Source organism: Herbidospora mongoliensis, assembly GCF_001570545.1.
Classification (GTDB): domain Bacteria; phylum Actinomycetota; class Actinomycetes; order Streptosporangiales; family Streptosporangiaceae; genus Herbidospora; species Herbidospora mongoliensis.
Genome location: NZ_BBXD01000009.1, coordinates 918876 through 936911, shown reverse-complemented (window position 1 = coordinate 936911; position 18036 = coordinate 918876). Strand labels below are relative to the sequence as shown.

Below are 18036 nucleotides of genomic sequence, written 5' to 3'. Positions count from 1 at the left end.
GCTCCCTAATGAATACTGCCGTGGTACGGCATCTTTTCACTTGTCTTGGATGATCGTGTGCTCAGCCCGCATAGCGTTCGGCGATGGCGACGAGCGTGCGGGTGATCGCTCCGGTGCCGCCCTTGGGGGTGTAACCGTAGGGCTCGCCCTTGTTGAACGCCGGGCCCGCCATGTCGATGTGGGCCCAGTCAACCCCTTCGGGGACGAACTCGCGCAGGAAAACGCCCGCCGCCAGCATGCCGCCCCACCGTTCGGGGTGGAGGTTGGCGATGTCGGCCACCTGCGAGTCGAGCCCCTTGCGCAGCTCGCCGGGCAGGGGCATGCCCCAGATGCTCTCGCCCTGTGCCCCGGCCATCTCGACCACGGCGCCGCGCAGGTCGTCGTCGTTGCTCATGACCCCGGCCGTACGCCATCCGAGCGCCACGATCTGGGCTCCGGTCAGCGTGGCCACGTCGACGATCAGGTCGGGCGAGTCTTCTGCGGCGCGGGCGATGCCGTCGATGAGCACCAGGCGGCCCTCGGCGTCGGTGTCGAGCACCTCGACCGTCTTGCCGCTGTAGGTGTGCAGCACGTCGGAGGGCCGCTGCGCGGTGCCCGACGGCATGTTCTCGGCCAGGCACAGGTAGCCCACGGCGTTGACGTGGAGCCCGAGGCGGGAGACCGCCAGCAGGGCTCCCAGCACGGCGGCCGCGCCGCCCATGTCGGACTTCATCCAGTCCATCGACGCGGACGGCTTCAGCGACAACCCGCCGGAGTCGAATGTGATTCCCTTGCCGACGAACGCGATCGTCTTGGTGGCCTGCGGGTGGGAGTAGGCCACCCGGGCCAGCCGCGGCGGCCGGGACGAGCCCTGACCGACGCCGACGATGCCGCCGTAGCCGTTCTCCTTCAGCGCGATCTCGTCGAGGACCTCGACGGCCAGCCCGTTCTTGCCGCCGATCTCCTCGGCGATCTCGGCGAACCGGGCCGGCCACAGGTCGGACGGCGGCGTGTTGACCAGGTCGCGCACCAGCGTGACCGAATCGGCCAGCGTGGCGGCCCGCCGGACGGCGCTCTCGGCCTCGGCCGCGGAGGTGACCAGCTCCACCTCGGCCAGCGGCGCCTTCTGCTGCCCGTTGGTCTGGTAGCGGCTGAAGGAGTAGGCGCCGAGGATGGTGCCGATGGCGACCGCCTCGACCTCCTCGGCCGTGGCGGTGGGCAGCGCGACGGCCGCCGACGCGGTGCCGGCCAGCGCGCGCGCACCGGCGCCCGCGGCTCTGCGGAGGGTCTCCAGTTCCAGGGACTCACCGTCGGCGGGCGGGGCGCCGAGCCCCACCGCGACGACGAGCGGCGCCGGAATCGCGCCGAACGTGGGGAACTTGGCGATCTCCTCGGGCTTGCCCGCGAAACCCATCGCGGTCAGCGTGGCGGCGAGCCGTCCGCCCAGGGCCTGATCAAGGCCGGCGGCCCCGGCCGCGGCCTGTGGGCCCTCCGGGGTGGCGTGGATGCCGATTACGAGGGCATCGGTCTCTATGGAGACCGTGTCAGATGCATTGACGCGCACTGTGGTCACGTGAGCCGATGCTAGCTGTGCTTTCTCCGTACTCATAAACTCGGGTTCGTCCTACCAATAGGTTCGGGGATGTTTACGGGCCGGTGAACGTCACCGCACTGGCGAGCAAGCACGCCGCGGTCGCGACCTCGGCGAGCGCTCCGAGCACATCCCCGGTGATCCCCCCGAGCCGCCGGACGGCGGTAGCGAGGATGAACCAGGCGGCGGCCAGCCCGATGGGCACCGCGCTGACCAGCACCGGAACGTCGCGAAACGCGATCATAGCGACGATCAGCAGGGTGCCAGTAGACGCCAACGCCGCAGGCACCCCCACTGTTCCCGCGACGAGGCTGCCCAGTCCCTCCGGTCTGGCCGCCCGGAAACGGGGCGTGCACGCCCACGTGACGGCCAGCCGCCCGGTCGCGACGGCGATCGGCAACGCCCAGATGACATGGGGTCCCACCTCACCCCACGCGGTGGCCTGGAGCCCCACGCAGAACAGGAGCGCGACCACTCCGAAGGGCCCGATGTCGGACCGCTTCATGATCGCCAAAGCCTCTGGCGCGGGTTTTCCACTCCCGAGCGCGTCGGCCAGGTCGGCCAGCCCGTCGAGATGCAACGCCCGGGTCAGCACCGCGAGCGTCCCGAGGGCCAGCAGCGCGGACGTCAACCGCCCCAGCCCCAGCCACAGAGCCCCCTGCCCGACCAGGGCGGCGATCACCCCGAGCAGCACCCCGACCAGCGGCGCGAGCGCCATCGCCCGCCCCGCCGTCCGCGCGTCGACAGCGGAGTGCCGGGGGACGGGCAGCACACTCAGCAACGAGACGGCCAGCCACCAGGCATCGGCGAACTCCCGCACGCGCCGCTTCATACGAGGCCTCATTCGGTCATGGCAGCGAGGTGACCCGGCCCGCGACCACGAGAGCCGCTTCCTCCGACTCGTCGGCCAGGCGGTGGTTCAGTTCGCCGAGCGTGTCGCGGAAGATTCGCCCCGACGGGTGTTCCGGCACGACCCCGAGCCCGACCTCGTCGCTCACCAGGGCGACCCGCGCCCGTGTGCTCCGCCAGGCCGCCACCAGCCCGTCGCAGGCTCCGCGCACCCTGCCCGGGTCCTCCCAGGCGCTGAGCTCGTCGAAGACGCCCGCCAGCCAGGTGCCGAGGCCGTCGATCAGGACCGAACCGGTCTCGGTCGCCAGGACGTCTTCCAGGTCGCGGGTCTCCCGCGTCCGCCAGTGGGCGGGTCTGCGGTTCTGGTGCGCGGTGATCCGATCGGTCCAGGCCGCGTCGCCGTGCGGGTCGCCGGTGGCGACATAGAGGACATCGGGTTCCCCGGCGAGCCGCATCTCCGCCTCTTCCGACTTCCCCGACCGGGTCCCGCCCAAGACGATCATCCGGTGGGGTTTCGACGAGTCGTGGGCCGCCCTATCGGAGGTCTCCAGCACCGTCCCGTCGGGCGCCTGCACGGCGCCCCAGTAGGCCAGCCGCCGGTCGAGCTCGGCCTCCGACCGCACCCGGTGATCCAGCCCCACCGCCACGACCCGGGTCGCCCGGTTCACCAGGCCACGACTCCGCAGTGCCCCGAGCCGGAAGGGATCGTCGAGCAGGTCGATCAGCACCAGGTCGAACCCGGGCCCGGGGCCCGTCCCCCCGTCGCCGTTGGCGAACAGGAGGCTCCCGCCGTCGGGCCCGATGATGATGTCTCCGTCGTCGGTCCGCGCCAGCTCATAGCCGTCGAGCGCGGCGTTGTCGTCGACGACCACGGAGAGAGGCTTGCGCTCCCGGCCCACCGACCGGCACGACGCGCACCCATCGGACGGCCACCCATCGGGCCCGCCCGTCCCGGTCAGTTCGACCTTCACCCCATGTCCTCTCATCCAAGACAAACCGATCGGCCCAAGCCGACGGGGAATTCCGCCGGCCCTGAATCCCGGCGGAGACCCCGCCCGTCCCCGAAATCGGAAAGGAACCCGCCTGCCAGGGAACCCCGGCAGCCCCGGGCTCCCCGACGGACGGCGTGAACTCGTACAGAAAACCGCCCCGGAACCCCAGGCGGTGGCGGAACTCGTACGAAAAGAAGACCGCCGCCCGAAACCCTAGAGGGCCGGGCGGCGGTCGGAACCAACGGGTTCACGCCTGGGGAAACAGGTTTCAGCCGGTGCGGCGGCGCAGGAGGAAGAAGACGCCGACCCCGGCCGCCACGGCGGCGGCGCCGCCCGCGATGAGCAGGACCGGGGCGCCCTCCTCCTCGGCGGAGGAGGACGCGGCCGAGGCCGGGGCGGCCTGGCTGATCGGGAGTTCCCTGCCGGTCGTGGTGTTCTTGGCCGGGTAGCCGCTGACGGCCAGGATGTTCCCGGTCTGGTCGACCCGAGGCCGGGTCGTGTCTGACGACAGCAGTTGCAGCGACGTCGCCGCCTCCGGGGCGACGACGCAGGTCACGGTGCTCTGCGGCGGGGTGTCGCCGGGATAGGCGTCGACCTCGCCGTCGCCGAAGTCGACCGCCAGGACGACCCGCTTCTGCCCGGACGTCGCGGCCTGCTTGCCGCAGACGTCGTCGAAGACGGGGACCTCGCGGGGCGAGTCGGTGCCGGCGCCGTCGGGGGAGACGCCGAAACGCCAGCCGATGACCGCACCGTCTTCGGGCACGACGCCCGATTCCGGCAGCAGCCAGGCCAGGCCGTCGCTCTGCCAGAAGGTCCAGGCGCGGGGCGAGTCGGGGCCGGGCTGGGGCGCGAACGCCGAGACCGCGGCCAGGACCAGCGCGCCGAGAGTGACGCGGATCAACAGTTTGTGACGATGTGAGGGCAGCATGGAATGGCCTCCGTGCTCGGGTTTCGATGCTCGGGGAGATAGGGTTCCCAGGCACCCTTCGGAATTCCCCTGGAGGGAACGAGCGGCCGCGAACAGGAGCGTATGGCATGACATGGCGCTGGCGTTATGAAAACGCTAATGGTGGTGAGGTATCCGCCGCAGAATTGTCGCGCGAGGTATTTCCCAGTCAGGCCGACGCGGAGTCGTGGCTCGGGGAAGCCTGGCGTGAGCTGCTGGAATCCGGGGTTGAGCAGGTGACCTTGCTCGATGGCGACCGGGTCGAATACAAGGGAATGTCACTGCGTCCACAGGAATGAAAAAGGCCCGCCGTGAATGGCGGGCCTTTTGTTTTACGGGCGTTTCTTGGGAGTGTTGGTGGTGGTGAGAGCAGGGTCGCTCTCGATCACCGGGCCGAGGATGTCGTCGACCTTCTTCAGGACGTCGGCGTCGAGCTTCACCCCCGCCGCCTTGACGTTGTCGCGCACCTGCTCGGGCCGCGAGGCGCCGATGATGGCCGACGAGACGTTGGAGTTCTGCAGCACCCACGCCACCGCGAACTGGGCCATCGACAGCCCCAGGTCGGCCGCGACCGGCTTGAGTTCCTGCACGCGGGTGAGCAGTTCGTCGCTCATCATGCGCTTGATGAAGTCGCCGCCGCCGCTCTCGTCGGTGGCGCGCGAACCCTCGGGCGCGGGCTGACCGGGCAGGTACTTGCCGGTCAGGATCCCCTGGGCGATCGGCGACCAGACGATCTGGCCGACGCCCTCTTCCTCGCAGAGCGGCACGACCTCGCCCTCGATGACCCGCCACAGCATGGAATATTGCGGCTGGTTGGAGATAATCCGGTCGAGGCCCATCTCGTCGGCGAGCTTCAGCGCGGCCGCGATCTTGTCGGCTGGCCATTCGCTGACACCGATGTAGAGGGCCTTGCCCTGGCGCACGACGTCGTCGAAGGCCCGCAGGGTCTCCTCGAGAGGAGTCTCGACGTCGTAGCGGTGGGCCTGGTAAAGGTCGACGTAGTCGGTCTGGAGGCGGCGCAGGGAGCCGTTGATCGACTCCATGATGTGCTTGCGGGACAGGCCCCGGTCGTTGCGGCCCGACCCGGTCGGCCAGTAGACCTTGGTGAAGATCTCCAGAGACTCGCGGCGGACGCCCTGAAGGGCGCGCCCGAGGACTTCCTCGGCGCGGGTGCCCGCGTAGACGTCGGCCGTGTCGAAGGTCGTGATGCCCTCGTCGAGGGCCGCCTTCACGCAAGCGCGGGCGGCGTCCTCCTCGACCTGAGAGCCGTGGGTGATCCAGTTGCCATAGCTGATCTCGCTGATGACGAGGCCACTTCGGCCCAGGTGGCGGAATTCCATGGGCCAACTCTAGACAACAAGGTATAAACAGCTACTTTTTGGGGGACGTTTCCGGGACCTGGCCACCACCCGGGAGCACGGTCGGCTTCGGGAATCGCAGGCGCCTGATCTGTGACGACCTCATGGCGGCGTAGAAGCCGACGCCCTTGAGGTTCTCGTCGGGGAACCTCTCCGACGCGAGCTTCTTGACCTTGCCCGCCACGTAGAAGGAGCTGCCGACCACGAGGACCAGCACCACCGGCAGCGACATCGTGTAAACGGTGAGCACCACCCGGCGGATCTCGAGCGGGAACGGGACCATCGACAGCAACATGATGATCAGCACCGCGGGCAGGAAGTACTGCCCCGGAAGGCGCCGGGCGTCGACGAAGTCACGGGCGAGTTTCCGCACCGGGCCCCGGTCACGAGCGGGCAGATAACGGTCTTCACCCCGCATCATGCCGTCGCGGGCCTTGTCGCGGAGCAATCGGTCGCGTTCGCGTGCCTGCTTATAGGCCTCCTTACGATTCTTCGGAGCGGTCACCGGAGAACGGCGGCGCCCTACTGACTCGCTGCGTTTGGGCGTTGGACGGCCCTTCGCAGGGGTCACCGCAGGCTTAGGATCAACATCAGGGACGGGGGTAGCGTCCGTGGTGGTCTGGGTACGACGTCGGAACACGTTGTCCAGCGTACCGGGAGTGCAACTTAGTGACGCCCCCGTGCGTTATGCGTAGGGTGAACCCAGGCGGCCTTGGCCGCCTTCGCGGGGCTTGAAACGGCTGGGGTTACCCACGCACAACCTAAGAAGGGGACGGCCGACGCGCATGAGCGTGATGAAGAGACTTTCCATGATCTTCAAGTCCAAGGCCAACAAGGCCTTGGACAAAATGGAGGATCCGCGGGAGACCCTGGACTACTCATATCAGCGCCAGCTCGAGTTGCTCCAGAAGGTCCGGCGCGGCGTGGCTGACGTGGCGACCAGCCGCAAGCGGGTCGAATTGCAGATCAACCAGGCCGAGGCCGAGGCCGCCAAGCGTGAGCAGCAGGCCAAGAGCGCGCTGGCCGCCGGTCGCGAAGACCTGGCCCGCGACGCCCTTTCGCGCCGCACCGCCATCGCGGGGCAGGTGGCCGATCTGCGGGTCCAGTACAACAACCTGCAGGGCGAAGAGGAGAAGCTGACTCTCGCCAGCCAGCGTCTCCAGGCCAAGGTCGACTCCTTCCGCACCCGGAAGGAGACCATCAAGGCCACCTACACGGCCGCCGAGGCGCAGACCCGGATCAACGAGGCCTTCTCCGGCATCTCCGAGGAGATGGGCGACGTCGGTCTGGCGATCCAGCGCGCCGAGGACAAGACGGCGCAAATGCAGGCCCGCGCGGGTGCCATCGACGAGCTGCTGGCCAGCGGCGCGCTCGACGACTACTCCGGCAGCCCGCGTGACGACATCCAGGCCGAGCTCGACCGCATGGGCGCCGGTGGCGACGTCGAGCTGGAGCTGGCCCGCATGAAGGCAGAGCTGGGCCAGGGCCCGGCGCCGAAGAGCGCCATTGAGCCGGGGCAGGCGCCCGGCCAGCCGCAGCCCCAGCACACCCAGCAGTACCGCCAGCCGGGGGAGGCATAACAGTGATCGTCCGAATCATGGGGGAGGGGCAGGTCCAGGTCGCCGACGGCGACCTCGATCTGCTCAACGCCCTCGACACCGAGCTCGAGTCGGCCATCAACACCGACGACGAGCCCACGTTCCGTTCCGCGCTGCACGCGCTTCTCGACAAGGTCCGCCATGTCGGCAAGCCCCTCGCGGACGACACCCTGGAACCGTCTGAGCTGATCCTGCCCCCCGCGGATGCCTCTATCGAGGAAGTCCGGGAGATGCTGGGCGACCAGGGGCTCATCCCGGGTTAACCGGTGTCCCGGTTCCGGCCCGACTCCGGGCTGACCCGCCGCATGGTCCTGACCATGTTCCTGCTAGGCCTGCTCTACGTCGTGTTCGTGGCGGTGCTCATCGCCGTCGGGGCTCGCGCGGTCGTCGTTCTCGTCATCGCCGCGGGCTTCCTGCTGGTGCAGTACTTCTTCTCCGACAAGATCGCGCTTTACGCGATGGGCGGCAGAGAGGTCTCGCCGCAGGAGGCCCCGCAGCTCCACGCGGTGATCGACCGCCTGAGCGCCCTGGCCGACATGCCCAAACCCCGCGTGGCCGTCGCCGACAGCGACGTACCGAACGCGTTCGCCACCGGGCGAAACCAGAAGAACGCCGTCGTCTGCGTGACGACCGGCCTGCTCCGGCGGCTCGATCCACCCGAGCTCGAAGGCGTCCTGGCCCACGAGATGTCCCACGTGGCCCACCGTGACGTCGCGGTCATGACGATCGCCTCGTTCCTCGGCGTGGTGGCCGGGCTGATGACCCGGTTCGCGCTCTACACCGGCCTCGGCCGCAACCGCGACAACCAGGGCGGCCTGCCGATCGGCCTGATCATCGTGCTGGTCTCCACCGTGGTCTACTGCGTCAGCTTCGTGCTGACCCGGATGCTGTCGCGCTATCGCGAACTGGCCGCCGACCGGGCCGGGGCCTATCTGACCCAGCGTCCGTCCGCGCTGGCCAGCGCGCTGACGAAGGTCACCGGGGAGATCTCCCGCATTCCGACGCGGGATCTGCGCGAGGCCCAGTCGTTCAACGCGTTCTACTTCGCGCCGGCGCTGAACCGGGCGAGCGTGGCGGCGCTGTTCGCCACCCACCCGCCGCTGGAGAAGCGGCTCGAACAGCTCGCCCGGATCTCCGGCGAGCTCGGCAGGGAGGCCTGATGGGCTGGTTCGACGCGCTCCTCGGCCGGTCGAAACGGGCCGAGCCTGATCTCGACGCGCTGTTCGCGCTGCCCTCGGCCGCGGTGACGCTGCAGGTCGCGACCGCGTTCGCGCCCGCCGGGGTGGGCTCGGTCTGCTTCCGCGCCGCCGAGGGCGCCGCGTTCGCCCGTCTTCAAGAGGACGTACGCGCTCTCGTCGGCGACACCGAGGTCACCCAGGACGACTACGGCTTCACCTGGCTGACCGTCCGCGACGACGACGTCTCGTCATTGGTGACCAATCTCCACGGGGCCAACTCCAGTCTGGAGGCCGCCGGCTTCGGCGCTTCCCTGCTGTGTACGACCGTCGTGTTCGCCGACCCCACGGGGCGGCGGCTCGCCCTGGTATACCTCTACAAGCAGGGCACGTTCTACCCGTTCGCCCCACTGCCGGGCCAGCGGCGCGACAACGCCCTGGAACTGCAGGCCCGCGGCACGCTCGCGGGCGACCTGCCCATCGAGGCCGACCTGTCCCGCTGGTTCGCGGTGTGGGGAGCGCCCGGACTGTAGGGGAGCCAGTGAACCAGTTGGAGTACGCCGACGCGGCGGTCGGGCAGATCACGCGCATGGCCGACGTCATCCGGGGTCACGACCTGAACAAGCCCGTGCCTACCTGTCCCGGCTGGACGCTGCGCGACCTGGTCGTGCACACCGGGAGCACCCACCGCAGGGCCGCGATCGTGGCCGGTGAGGCCCGCCAGGAGCGGCTCGACCGCGACTCCGTGGATCTGGGCCTGCCCGCCGAAGACGCTGGCTACGCCGACTGGTTCGCGGCCGGCGCGGAGCCGCTCAGGCAGGGCCTGACGGCCCACGACCCGTCGACGGTCGTCTGGACCTGGGCGGGCCCCCGTCCGGTGATCTGGTGGGCCCGCCGCCAGCTCCACGAGAACACCGTCCACGGCGCCGACGCCGACATCGCCCTCGGCCACACGCTCAGGATCGACGAGCGCGTCGCCGCCGACGGCGTCTCCGAGCTGCTCGACACCCTGCCCCACGCCGACTGGAACCCCCGTGACCTGACCGGTGACGGCGAGCGCCTGTCGTGGCAGTCGGACACCGGCGCCGGGTTCCTGGTCACGCTCTACCCCGACGGCTTCACCTACGAGCTTTCCGCGATGCCGGGCGAGGTGACCGTACGCACCGCCACGGCCGCCGACATCCTGCTGCTGATGTGGGGCCGCCGGGGCTACGGCGACTACGCCGTCGAGGGCGACGACGCCCTGCTCAAGCGCTGGACCGACAACACCAGGATGTGACCAAGTAAGGCGTGGCGAGAGGTTCGCCCGCCCAGGTGGATGATGGGATCGCGCCCATGATCAACCTCAGGTACGCGGCCGCGGCCGCCTTCCTCGCCGCCGGACTGGTGTCCGCGACGGCCGCCCCGGCGTTCGCGGCGACGCCCGCCGGGTATGCCGGGATCGTGGCAGACGACGCGAAGATCACCGTCACCGGCAACGGCACCGTTTCCGCCGCCCCCGACCGCATGCGCCTCCAGGCCGGCGTCGAGGTCCGGCGCGCGAGCGCCGGGGCCGCGTTCAGTGGCGCCCGCACGGCCGCCGCCGCCCTCCGGGCCGCCCTGCTGGCCGCCGGCGTGGCCGAAGACGACCTGCGCACCAGCGAGATCTCCCTCGGCCCCGAATACGACGACTACCCGAAGGTCTCCGGCTACCGCGCCGGGCAGGGCGTCGAGGTGCTCGTCCGCGACCTCGACATCGCCGACCGGGTGGTCGACGCGGTGGCCGCGGCCGGGGAGGAGGCCCGCCTGAACGGCATCTCCTTCGAGATCGGCGACCCCGCGACCGCGCTGTCGGCCGCCCGCGACGCCGCCTACAAAGACGCCCTGGCCAAGGCCAGGCAGTACGCCGGGCTGACCGGCCGGACCCTCGGCGCGGTGCTGAGCCTCCAGGAGAACGGCGACGGGCACACGCCGATCCCGTTCGAGGGCATCCACCTGATGGCGGCCTCGGACAAGTCGATCTCCCCGGGCCGCCAGTCGGTCGGCGTCAGCGTGAAGGTCGTGTTCGAACTGCGCTAGCCGCTACGGCAGAGCCAGCATCCGGTCGAGCGCCACCTTCGCCCAGTGGGTGGTCTCGGCGTCGACCGTGATCTGGTTCGGCACCTGCCCCGCCACGAGGGACTCCAGCGCCCACACGAGGTGGGGCAGGTCGATGCGGTTCATCGTCGAGCAGTAGCAGACGGTCTTCTCCAGGAACATGACCCGCTTGTCGGGGAACATCGTCCCCAGCCGGCGCACCAGGTTGAGCTCGGTGCCCACGGCCCAGGTCGACCCGGCGGGGGCCGCCTCCAGGATCTTGATGATGTATTCGGTGGAGCCCACGTAGTCGGCCTTGGTCACGACCTCGTGGCGGCACTCCGGGTGCACCAGCACGTTGACGCCGGGGACCTGCGCGCGGATGTCGTCGACGTTCTCGGCGGTGAACCGGCCGTGCACCGAGCAGTGGCCGCGCCACAGGATCACCTTGGCGTTCTTGAGCTGCTCGACGGTCAGGCCGCCGTTGGGGCGGTGCGGGTTGTAGACCACGCAGTCGTCCAGGCTCAGGCCCATCTCCAGCACCGCCGTGTTGCGGCCGAGGTGCTGGTCGGGCAGGAACAGGACCTTCTCGCCCTGCTCGAAGGCCCAGTCGAGAGCCTTCTTGGCATTGGACGAGGTGCACACCGCGCCGCCGTGCCGCCCGCAGAACGCCTTGATGTCGGCGCTGCTGTTCATGTACGTCACCGGCACCGTCACCCCGGCGATGCCGGCATCCTCCAGTGCCTCCCAGGCCTCCTCGACCTGGTCGAAGGTGGCCATGTCGGCCATGGAGCAGCCGGCGCCCAGGTCGGGCAGGATCACCTTCTGGGCGTCCGAGGTCAGGATGTCGGCCGATTCGGCCATGAAGTGGACGCCGCAGAAGACGATGAACTCGGCGTCCGGCCGGGCCGCCGCCTCGCGGGCCAGCTTGAAGGAGTCGCCCGTCACATCGGCGAACTGGATGACCTCGTCACGCTGGTAGTGGTGACCCAGCACGAAAAGCCGCTCACCGAGGGCCTCCTTGGCCTTGCGGGCCCGCGCCACCAGCGCCGGGTCCGAGGCGGGCGGCAACTCGCCGGGACAGTCGACTCCGCGCTCGCTGTGCGGGTCGACGCCCTGCCCGAGGACGAAGAGCGGAAGACTCGTGGTCGTCACGACCACACCCCCTTGGGGACTTATCGTCGAACTGACGACTACTAGATTACACATCCGCTTTGGGTTGTATTCCAGCAGGGTGTCCGTCCCGGGAATGTAGGGACTGGGCTTCTGTGTTGCTAACGTTCTAGAAGGACGTCAGTTTCAGACGGTGGGAGTCACCAACATGACGGTTGAGAGCAGCGAGACCACGCGGCAGGGTCTGAACCTTACCGACGCGGCCGCCGCCAAGGTCAAGGGCCTGCTGGAGCAGCAGGGCGAGGAGGGCCTCCACCTCCGCGTCGCGGTCCAGCCGGGGGGCTGTTCGGGCCTGCGTTACCAGCTCTACTTCGACGACCGCTCGATGGACGGTGACGTGGTCTCCGACTTCGGCGGCGTCTCGGTCATCACCGACCGGATGAGCGCCCCCTACCTGATCGGTGCCACGGTCGACTTCGTCGACTCGATCGAGAAGCAGGGCTTCACGATCGACAACCCGAACGCCACGGGTTCCTGCGCCTGCGGCGACTCCTTCAACTAGGAGCGCCGGCGAGACACCCGCGCGCCTGCTCGGGGCACGCGGGTGTTTAGCCATGCCATCACACTGTCTCGGGTCAGCCCGAATATCGCGTATTCTTGCGGGGCTCGCGCTCCGGCGGGCTTTCACGCGCTGCTGACAACGAGGAGAAAACCCCGTGCGCATCGCCGTCACCGGCTCCATCGCGACCGACCACCTGATGACGTTCCCCGGTCGCTTCGGCGATCAGCTCATCGCCGAGCAGCTCGACCGCGTCTCGCTGTCGTTCCTCGTCGACGAGCTGGAGATCCGGCGCGGCGGCTGCGCCGGCAACATCGCGTTCGGCATGGGTGGCCTGGGTCTTTCGCCCATCCTGGTGGGGGCGGTCGGCGACGACTTCGCCGACTACCGGTCCTGGCTGGAGCGGCACGGCGTCGACTGCGACTCCGTCCACGTCTCCGAGCTTCACCACACGGCGCGGTTCCTGTGCACCACCGACCAGGACCACAACCAGATCGCCTCGTTCTACACCGGCGCGATGGCCGAGGCCCGGCAGATCGAGCTCGGCCCGATCGCCGCCCGCGTCGGCGGCCTCGACCTGGTGCTGGTCGGCCCCAACGACCCCGACGCCATGCTGCGTCACACCGCCGAGTGCAAGTCGCGCGGCATCCCCTTCGCCGCCGACATCTCCCAGCAGCTCGCCCGGATGCCCGGTGAGCAGATCCGCGAGCTGATCGACGGCGCGGCCTACCTCTTCTCCAACGACTACGAGAAGGGGCTCATCGAGCAGAAGACCGGCTGGTCCGACGAGGAGGTCCTCGACCGGGTCGGTGTGCGGGTCACCACGCTCGGCCCGAAGGGCTCCCGCATCGACCGCAAGGGCGAGCCCTCGATCCACGTCTCCCCGGCCCCCGAGCGCGGCAAGGCCGACCCGACCGGCGTCGGCGACGCGTTCCGCTCAGGCTTCCTCGCGGGCCTGACCTGGGGTCTGAGCCTGGAGCGCTGCGCCCAGATCGGCAACCTCACGGCCACCCACGTGCTGGAGCGGGTCGGCGGCCAGGAATACGAGCTCGGCCAGGCCGACTTCCTCGAGCGCTTCGGCGGCTGCTACGGCAAGGACGCCGCCGAGGAGATCGCCGCGCACCTGCGCTGCCTGCGCCCGTAGGTCACACCCGTAGGTCACACAGGAGAAGGCCGCCCCATCGGGCGGCCTTTTCAGTATTTCCGGCGTACGTGGATCGCCCAGCCGCCGCCCTGCGGCAGGTCGAAGCTCTCGACGTGTTCGTGGGACTTCAGGCGGCACCAGGCCGGGATGTCGGTGAAGGCGGCCGGGTCGTCGGCCAGCACGGAGACCACCGCGCCCATGGGCACCTCGCCGATGCGCTCGGCCAGCATGATGATCGGTATCGGGCACTTGCGGCCAAGGGCGTCGATGGTCAGCGCCGCCTCCGGGATGACCGGGGCCGGACTCTCGACAACAGGCGAAGGCGCCTTCTTACGCCAGATCACCGCACCCCCAGACGCTGGCGGACACGAAGCACGATGTCGGGGAGAACGGCGAGGAACCGGTCGACGTCGTCTTCAGGGATCCCACGGGGCAGCGATACCCGGACATTTCCATGCGTAAGCACGCCCATCGCCTCCAGCACGTGTGATGGACGAAGCGTACTCGCCGTGCATGAACTTCCTGACGAGACGGCGAAACCGGCTTTGTCGAGTTCTGTCAGGAGAGCCTCGCCGTCGACGTACAGGCAGGAGAAGGTCACCAGGTGGGGGAGGCGATCCACCGGATCGCCGATGACCTCGACGTCGGGGACCCTGCGCGGGACCTCGGTGCGGATCCTGTCGACCAGCGCGGACAGGCGGGCGTTCTCGGCCGCCGCCTCGGCCGCGCGGGCCCGCAGCGCCGCTGCGGCGGCCACCACGGCGGGCACGTTCTCATAGCCCGGGACCCGGCGCTGCTCCCTGTCGTCCTCCGGGTAGGGCGAGCGCCAGCGGGTGCCCTTGCGGACCGCGAGCACCCCGACCCCGGCCGGACCACCCCATTTGTGCGCGCTGGCGGTCAGCACCGACCAGCCCGGCGGGATCGGCAGCCGCCCGGCCGACTGGGCCGCGTCGACGACCAGCGGCACCCCCGCCGCCCGGCACGCGGCGGCCACCTCGGCCACCGGCTGGAGCGTGCCCACCTCGTGGTTGGCGGTCTGGAGCGCCGCCACCGCGACCCCCTCGGCGGCGATCGCCTCGGTGAAGGCCGGCAGGTCGACGCGCCCGGAGAGCGCGACACCTATGGTCTGTACGGTTCCCGCCCCCCGCTCGTGGACCCCGGCCGCGTGCAGCACGCTCGAATGCTCGACCGCGCTCACCACCAGGTGCCGCCCAGCCCGCCGCCTGGCCTGGAGAGCGCCCAGAAGGCCCAGGTGGACGGCCTGGGTGCCGGACGAGGTGAACGAGAGCTCGTCGGCGCGGGCGCCCAGCACCTCGCCGATCTCGGCGCGCGCCTGGTCGAGCAGGAGCCGCGCCCGCCGCGCCGAACCGTAGAGCCGCGCCGGATCGGCCCACCCCACGTCGAGGGCGGCCATCATGGCCTCCCGGGCCGCTGGATGGAGGGGCTCGGTCGATGCCGCGTCGAGGTACGCCACAGTGAGGACATTAACGGGGGCTGGAACGAGGACCGGTGCCGGTCCGCGCTAAAGTGTCTCGGCATTGAAGTGAATCAAGTAAAGCGGGGGAGAAGATTCCCCCGGCTGTGTGGAATCCGCGAAAACCGCCCAGGGGTAAGTCCCATGGGCTTGAAGTGTGGGGTAGGCGATCCGTGAGTCCGACCCGCCGTACGACACGGCGATCGTTGGCCCGCCGCCGGCTGCTCAGTCTCGCCGGTGTGGCGGTGCTGGTCGCGTCCGCGACGGCGTGTAGTTCCGAGGCAGCCGACCAGTGGTCGCGGCTGGCCCAGCCTGAGCCGCAAACTCGGCAGGGCAACCTGATGCTCGACCTGTGGCTGGGCTCGTGGGCGGCCGCCCTCGCGACGTTCGTCGTCGTCTTCGGCCTGATCGTGTGGTCGGTGCTGTTCCACCGGCGGCGCAAGCACACCGACCAGCAGCTGCCGCCGCAGGTGCGGTACAACCTGCCGATCGAGATGCTCTACACGCTCGTCCCGCTGGTCATGGTGGCGGTCTTCTTCTACTTCACCGCGCGCGACGAGACGGAGATCATCAAGGTCTCCGGCACCGCCCCGGTGAAGGTCAAGGTCGAGGGCTTCCAGTGGAGCTGGCGCTTCACGACCGAGGCCGAGGGCAAGACCGCGAGCGTGGCGGGGGTGCCGGTCGACCTGTCCAAGCAGAGCGTGACCAACCCCCAGGGCCCGCAGCTGGTGCTGCCGGTCGGGACCAAGGTCGAGTTCGAGCTTCACTCGCCCGACGTGATCCACTCGTTCTGGGTTCCGGCCTTCCTGTTCAAGCAGGACGTCATGCCCGGCAACGTGCACAACAAGTTCGAGCTCGACACCCTCGACAAGACCGGCGTGTTCTTCGGCCGCTGCGCCGAGCTGTGCGGTGTCGATCACAGCAAGATGTTGTTCTCGGTCAAGCTGGTTCCGCAGGCGGAGTTCGACCAGTACATGACCACCCAGTCCGCGGCGGGAGGCGCCCAGTGACCGCCACAGTGGAGAACGCGGGCCTCGCGTCCGCACGGCCCGATCGCAAGGGCTCGGTGGTCGTGAAGTGGATGACCACCACTGACCACAAGATCATCGGTCACCTTTACCTGATCACCTCGTTCGTGTTCTTCCTCATCGGCGGCGTCATGGCTCTGGTCATGCGCGCCGAGCTCGCTCAGCCGGGCATGCAGGTCGTCTCGAACGAGCAGTTCAACCAGCTGTTCACCATGCACGGCACGATCATGCTGCTGATGTTCGCGACCCCGCTGTTCGCGGGCTTCGCCAACGAGCTGATGCCGCTGCAGATCGGCGCGCCCGACGTGGCGTTCCCGCGGCTGAACATGGTGAGCTACTGGCTCTACCTGTTCGGCAGCCTCATCGCCGTCGGCGGCTTCTTCACCCCGGGCGGCGCCGCCGCCTTCGGGTGGACGGCCTACGCGCCGCTGTCCAACGCGGTCACCTCACCGGGCATCGGCGGTGACCTCTGGGTGATGGGCCTGGCCCTGTCGGGTCTGGGCACCATCCTCGGCGCGGTCAACTTCATCACCACGATCATCTGCATGCGCGCGCCCGGCATGACGATGTTCCGCATGCCGATCTTCACCTGGAACATCCTGCTCACCAGCATCCTGGTGCTGCTGGCCTTCCCGGTGCTGGCGGCCGCGCTGCTGGTGCTGGAGGCCGACCGGAAACTCGGCGCCCACGTCTTCGACCCCGCCAACGGCGGCGCGATGCTGTGGCAGCACCTGTTCTGGTTCTTCGGGCATCCCGAGGTCTACATCATCGCCCTGCCGTTCTTCGGCATCATCACCGAAGTCCTGCCGGTCTTCAGCCGCAAGCCGGTCTTCGGCTACATCGGCCTGGTCGGCGCGACGATCTCCATCGCGGGTCTGTCGGTGACGGTGTGGGCGCACCACATGTTCGTCACCGGCCAGGTGCTGCTGCCGTTCTTCTCCTTCATGACGTTCCTCATCGCCGTACCGACGGGCGTGAAGTTCTTCAACTGGATCGGCACGATGTGGCGCGGGCACCTGAGTTTCGAGACACCGATGCTCTTCGCGGTGGGCTTCCTGGTCACCTTCCTGTTCGGTGGCCTGACCGGCGTCATCCTGGCCTCGCCGCCGCTCGACTTCTCGATCTCCGACTCCTACTTCGTGGTGGCCCACTTCCACTACGTGGTGTTCGGCACGGTCGTGTTCGCGATGTTCTCCGGCTTCTACTTCTGGTGGCCGAAGTTCACCGGCAAGATGCTGAACGACAAGATCGGCAAGGTCCACTTCTGGACTCTGTTCTTCGGGTTCCACCTGACGTTCCTGGTGCAGCACTGGCTGGGCGTCATCGGCTTCCCGCGTCGTTACGCCGACTACTCGCCGGTCGACGGCTTCACCGACCTGAACATGATCAGCTCGGTGGGCGCCTTCCTGCTCGGCGCCTCGACCCTGCCGTTCCTCTGGAACGTCTGGACGACCTGGCGCAACGCGCCCAAGGTCACGGTCGACGACCCGTGGGGCTACGCAGGTTCGCTCGAATGGGCGACCTCGTGCCCGCCGCCGCGCCACAACTTCCACCGGTTGCCGCGCATCCGGTCGGAGCGGCCGGCGTTCGACCTCAAGTACCCGCACATCACGCCTGGTAAGGCCACGGCGGAGATCGAGGAGGACAAGTCGTGAAGGTGCAGGGATGGATGTTCATCCTGACCGGCGCGTTCTTCGCCGCTGCGGACATCGTCTACTGGTTCTGGTCCAAAGAGGTGACCGGCACCACCGCGATGGCGATCTCGGTGGGTCTGGCCCTCATGATCGGCTACTACCTGCTGTTCACGGCCCGCCGCATCGGCGACCAGCCGGAGGACGACAAGGAGGCCGAGATCAGTGACGGCGCGGGTGAGCTGGGCTTCTTCAGCCCCCACTCGTGGTGGCCGCTGTTCGTGACCCTGTCGGCCGCGCTGACGTTCTTCGGCTTCGTCATCGGCTGGTGGCTCTTCATGATCGGCGTCTTCGCGGTGATCATGAGCACGATCGGATTCGTCTTCCAGTACTACCGTGGGCACTTCTCCCACTAGTTCGTAACTCTTGGTCCCGGTTCGCCCTTGGGCGGACCGGGGCTTTTTCTTTGCCTTCGAAAGGAGTGTCGGGCGACCGAACTCCCCGTAATCGGGTAATAACTCAGAGATAGTGATCAAGGTGACCC

General features: G+C 68.9%; 21 protein-coding genes. 12 read left to right on the top strand and 9 right to left on the bottom strand.

The genetic code is table 11. The features are described 5' to 3' along the window. Window positions 1-61 precede the first annotated feature (61 nt). The 4 genes from AW272_RS08620 to AW272_RS08605 all read right to left on the bottom strand — a co-directional run bounded on the left by AW272_RS08620 (window position 62) and on the right by AW272_RS08605 (window position 4339). Window positions 62-1588 carry a leucyl aminopeptidase gene (locus AW272_RS08620; RefSeq protein WP_083958109.1) on the bottom strand — a complete coding sequence of 509 codons (1527 nt, stop codon included), beginning with the start codon at window positions 1586-1588 and terminating at the stop codon, window positions 62-64. Window positions 1589-1625: 37 nt separating this feature from the next. Next, the gene (locus tag AW272_RS08615) at window positions 1626-2402 is read right to left on the bottom strand and encodes an adenosylcobinamide-GDP ribazoletransferase (protein WP_066362397.1); all 777 of its coding nucleotides are present in this window, start codon (window positions 2400-2402) and stop codon (window positions 1626-1628) included. 16 nt (window positions 2403-2418) lie between these two features. Beyond that, window positions 2419-3390: a bifunctional adenosylcobinamide kinase/adenosylcobinamide-phosphate guanylyltransferase gene (locus AW272_RS08610; RefSeq protein ID WP_245657290.1), complete on the bottom strand. Its 972-nt coding sequence runs from the start codon at window positions 3388-3390 to the stop codon at window positions 2419-2421. 289 nt (window positions 3391-3679) lie between these two features. Then, window positions 3680-4339 carry an SCO2322 family protein gene (locus AW272_RS08605; RefSeq protein ID WP_066362396.1) on the bottom strand — a complete coding sequence of 220 codons (660 nt, stop codon included), beginning with the start codon at window positions 4337-4339 and terminating at the stop codon, window positions 3680-3682. A gap of 107 nt (window positions 4340-4446) precedes the next feature. On the opposite strand from AW272_RS08605, the gene AW272_RS40435 reads away from it, so the two are divergent. Beyond that, window positions 4447-4656, top strand: coding sequence for a hypothetical protein (locus AW272_RS40435; protein ID WP_083958107.1), 210 nt, complete (start codon window positions 4447-4449; stop codon window positions 4654-4656). Window positions 4657-4689: 33 nt separating this feature from the next. On the opposite strand, the gene AW272_RS08600 is transcribed toward AW272_RS40435, so the two are convergent. Both AW272_RS08600 and AW272_RS08595 read right to left on the bottom strand, forming a co-directional pair. Then, window positions 4690-5697, bottom strand: coding sequence for an aldo/keto reductase family protein (locus AW272_RS08600; RefSeq protein WP_066362395.1), 1008 nt, complete (start codon window positions 5695-5697; stop codon window positions 4690-4692). Between the two features lie 31 nt (window positions 5698-5728). Next, window positions 5729-6220 (bottom strand): DUF3043 domain-containing protein, encoded by a 492-nt coding sequence (locus AW272_RS08595; RefSeq protein WP_245657287.1) that lies wholly within the window; start codon window positions 6218-6220, stop codon window positions 5729-5731. A 280-nt stretch (window positions 6221-6500) separates the two neighbouring features. Here AW272_RS08595 and AW272_RS08590 point away from each other — a divergent pair, with 280 nt between their 5' ends. The 6 genes from AW272_RS08590 to AW272_RS08565 are packed head-to-tail and all read left to right on the top strand — an operon-like array spanning window position 6501 to window position 10546. After that, window positions 6501-7295, top strand: a complete 795-nt coding sequence (locus AW272_RS08590; protein ID WP_083958106.1) for a PspA/IM30 family protein — start codon at window positions 6501-6503, stop codon at window positions 7293-7295. 2 nt (window positions 7296-7297) lie between these two features. After that, complete coding sequence (gene pspAA, locus AW272_RS08585; protein WP_066362390.1) at window positions 7298-7576, top strand: PspA-associated protein PspAA; 279 nt, start codon at window positions 7298-7300, stop codon at window positions 7574-7576. Window positions 7577-7579: 3 nt separating this feature from the next. Beyond that, window positions 7580-8473, top strand: a complete 894-nt coding sequence (gene htpX / locus AW272_RS08580; protein ID WP_275527282.1) for a zinc metalloprotease HtpX — start codon at window positions 7580-7582, stop codon at window positions 8471-8473. Beyond that, on the top strand, window positions 8473-9021 hold the full coding sequence (gene pspAB / locus AW272_RS08575; RefSeq protein WP_066362388.1) for a PspA-associated protein PspAB: 549 nt from the start codon (window positions 8473-8475) through the stop codon (window positions 9019-9021). Before htpX ends, pspAB begins: the two co-directional genes overlap by 1 nt. Window positions 9022-9029: 8 nt before the next feature. Further along, window positions 9030-9767, top strand: coding sequence for a maleylpyruvate isomerase family mycothiol-dependent enzyme (locus tag AW272_RS08570; protein WP_066362387.1), 738 nt, complete (start codon window positions 9030-9032; stop codon window positions 9765-9767). Window positions 9768-9823: 56 nt separating this feature from the next. Continuing rightward, entirely contained in the window at window positions 9824-10546 is a 723-nt protein-coding gene (locus AW272_RS08565; protein WP_066362385.1) for an SIMPL domain-containing protein, read from the top strand. 3 nt (window positions 10547-10549) lie between these two features. Here AW272_RS08565 and nadA read toward each other — a convergent pair whose 3' ends face one another. Further along, window positions 10550-11752 carry a quinolinate synthase NadA gene (gene nadA, locus AW272_RS08560; protein ID WP_083958105.1) on the bottom strand — a complete coding sequence of 401 codons (1203 nt, stop codon included), beginning with the start codon at window positions 11750-11752 and terminating at the stop codon, window positions 10550-10552. A gap of 112 nt (window positions 11753-11864) precedes the next feature. Between nadA and erpA the strand changes: the two genes are divergently transcribed. Together erpA and AW272_RS08550 are read left to right on the top strand one after the other, a co-directional pair. After that, window positions 11865-12218: an iron-sulfur cluster insertion protein ErpA gene (gene erpA / locus AW272_RS08555; RefSeq protein WP_066362615.1), complete on the top strand. Its 354-nt coding sequence runs from the start codon at window positions 11865-11867 to the stop codon at window positions 12216-12218. A 154-nt stretch (window positions 12219-12372) separates the two neighbouring features. Next, window positions 12373-13359: a carbohydrate kinase family protein gene (locus AW272_RS08550; protein WP_066362383.1), complete on the top strand. Its 987-nt coding sequence runs from the start codon at window positions 12373-12375 to the stop codon at window positions 13357-13359. A gap of 50 nt (window positions 13360-13409) precedes the next feature. On the opposite strand, the gene AW272_RS08545 is transcribed toward AW272_RS08550, so the two are convergent. Together AW272_RS08545 and AW272_RS08540 are read right to left on the bottom strand one after the other, a co-directional pair. Beyond that, window positions 13410-13703, bottom strand: coding sequence for a sulfurtransferase TusA family protein (locus tag AW272_RS08545; RefSeq protein WP_439649137.1), 294 nt, complete (start codon window positions 13701-13703; stop codon window positions 13410-13412). Then, on the bottom strand, window positions 13700-14833 hold the full coding sequence (locus AW272_RS08540; RefSeq protein ID WP_066362382.1) for a cysteine desulfurase family protein: 1134 nt from the start codon (window positions 14831-14833) through the stop codon (window positions 13700-13702). The genes AW272_RS08545 and AW272_RS08540 overlap by 4 nt, the downstream gene beginning before the upstream one ends. Window positions 14834-15006: 173 nt before the next feature. Here AW272_RS08540 and ctaC point away from each other — a divergent pair, with 173 nt between their 5' ends. Genes ctaC through AW272_RS08525 form a run of 3 tightly spaced genes read left to right on the top strand, consistent with a single transcriptional unit; the run spans window position 15007 to window position 17908 of the window. Continuing rightward, window positions 15007-15843 (top strand): aa3-type cytochrome oxidase subunit II, encoded by an 837-nt coding sequence (gene ctaC / locus AW272_RS08535; RefSeq protein ID WP_066362375.1) that lies wholly within the window; start codon window positions 15007-15009, stop codon window positions 15841-15843. Further along, window positions 15840-17516 carry an aa3-type cytochrome oxidase subunit I gene (gene ctaD, locus AW272_RS08530; RefSeq protein WP_066362373.1) on the top strand — a complete coding sequence of 559 codons (1677 nt, stop codon included), beginning with the start codon at window positions 15840-15842 and terminating at the stop codon, window positions 17514-17516. The genes ctaC and ctaD overlap by 4 nt, the downstream gene beginning before the upstream one ends. Continuing rightward, window positions 17513-17908: a cytochrome c oxidase subunit 4 gene (locus AW272_RS08525; protein WP_066362371.1), complete on the top strand. Its 396-nt coding sequence runs from the start codon at window positions 17513-17515 to the stop codon at window positions 17906-17908. The genes ctaD and AW272_RS08525 overlap by 4 nt, the downstream gene beginning before the upstream one ends. Window positions 17909-18036 lie beyond the last annotated feature (128 nt).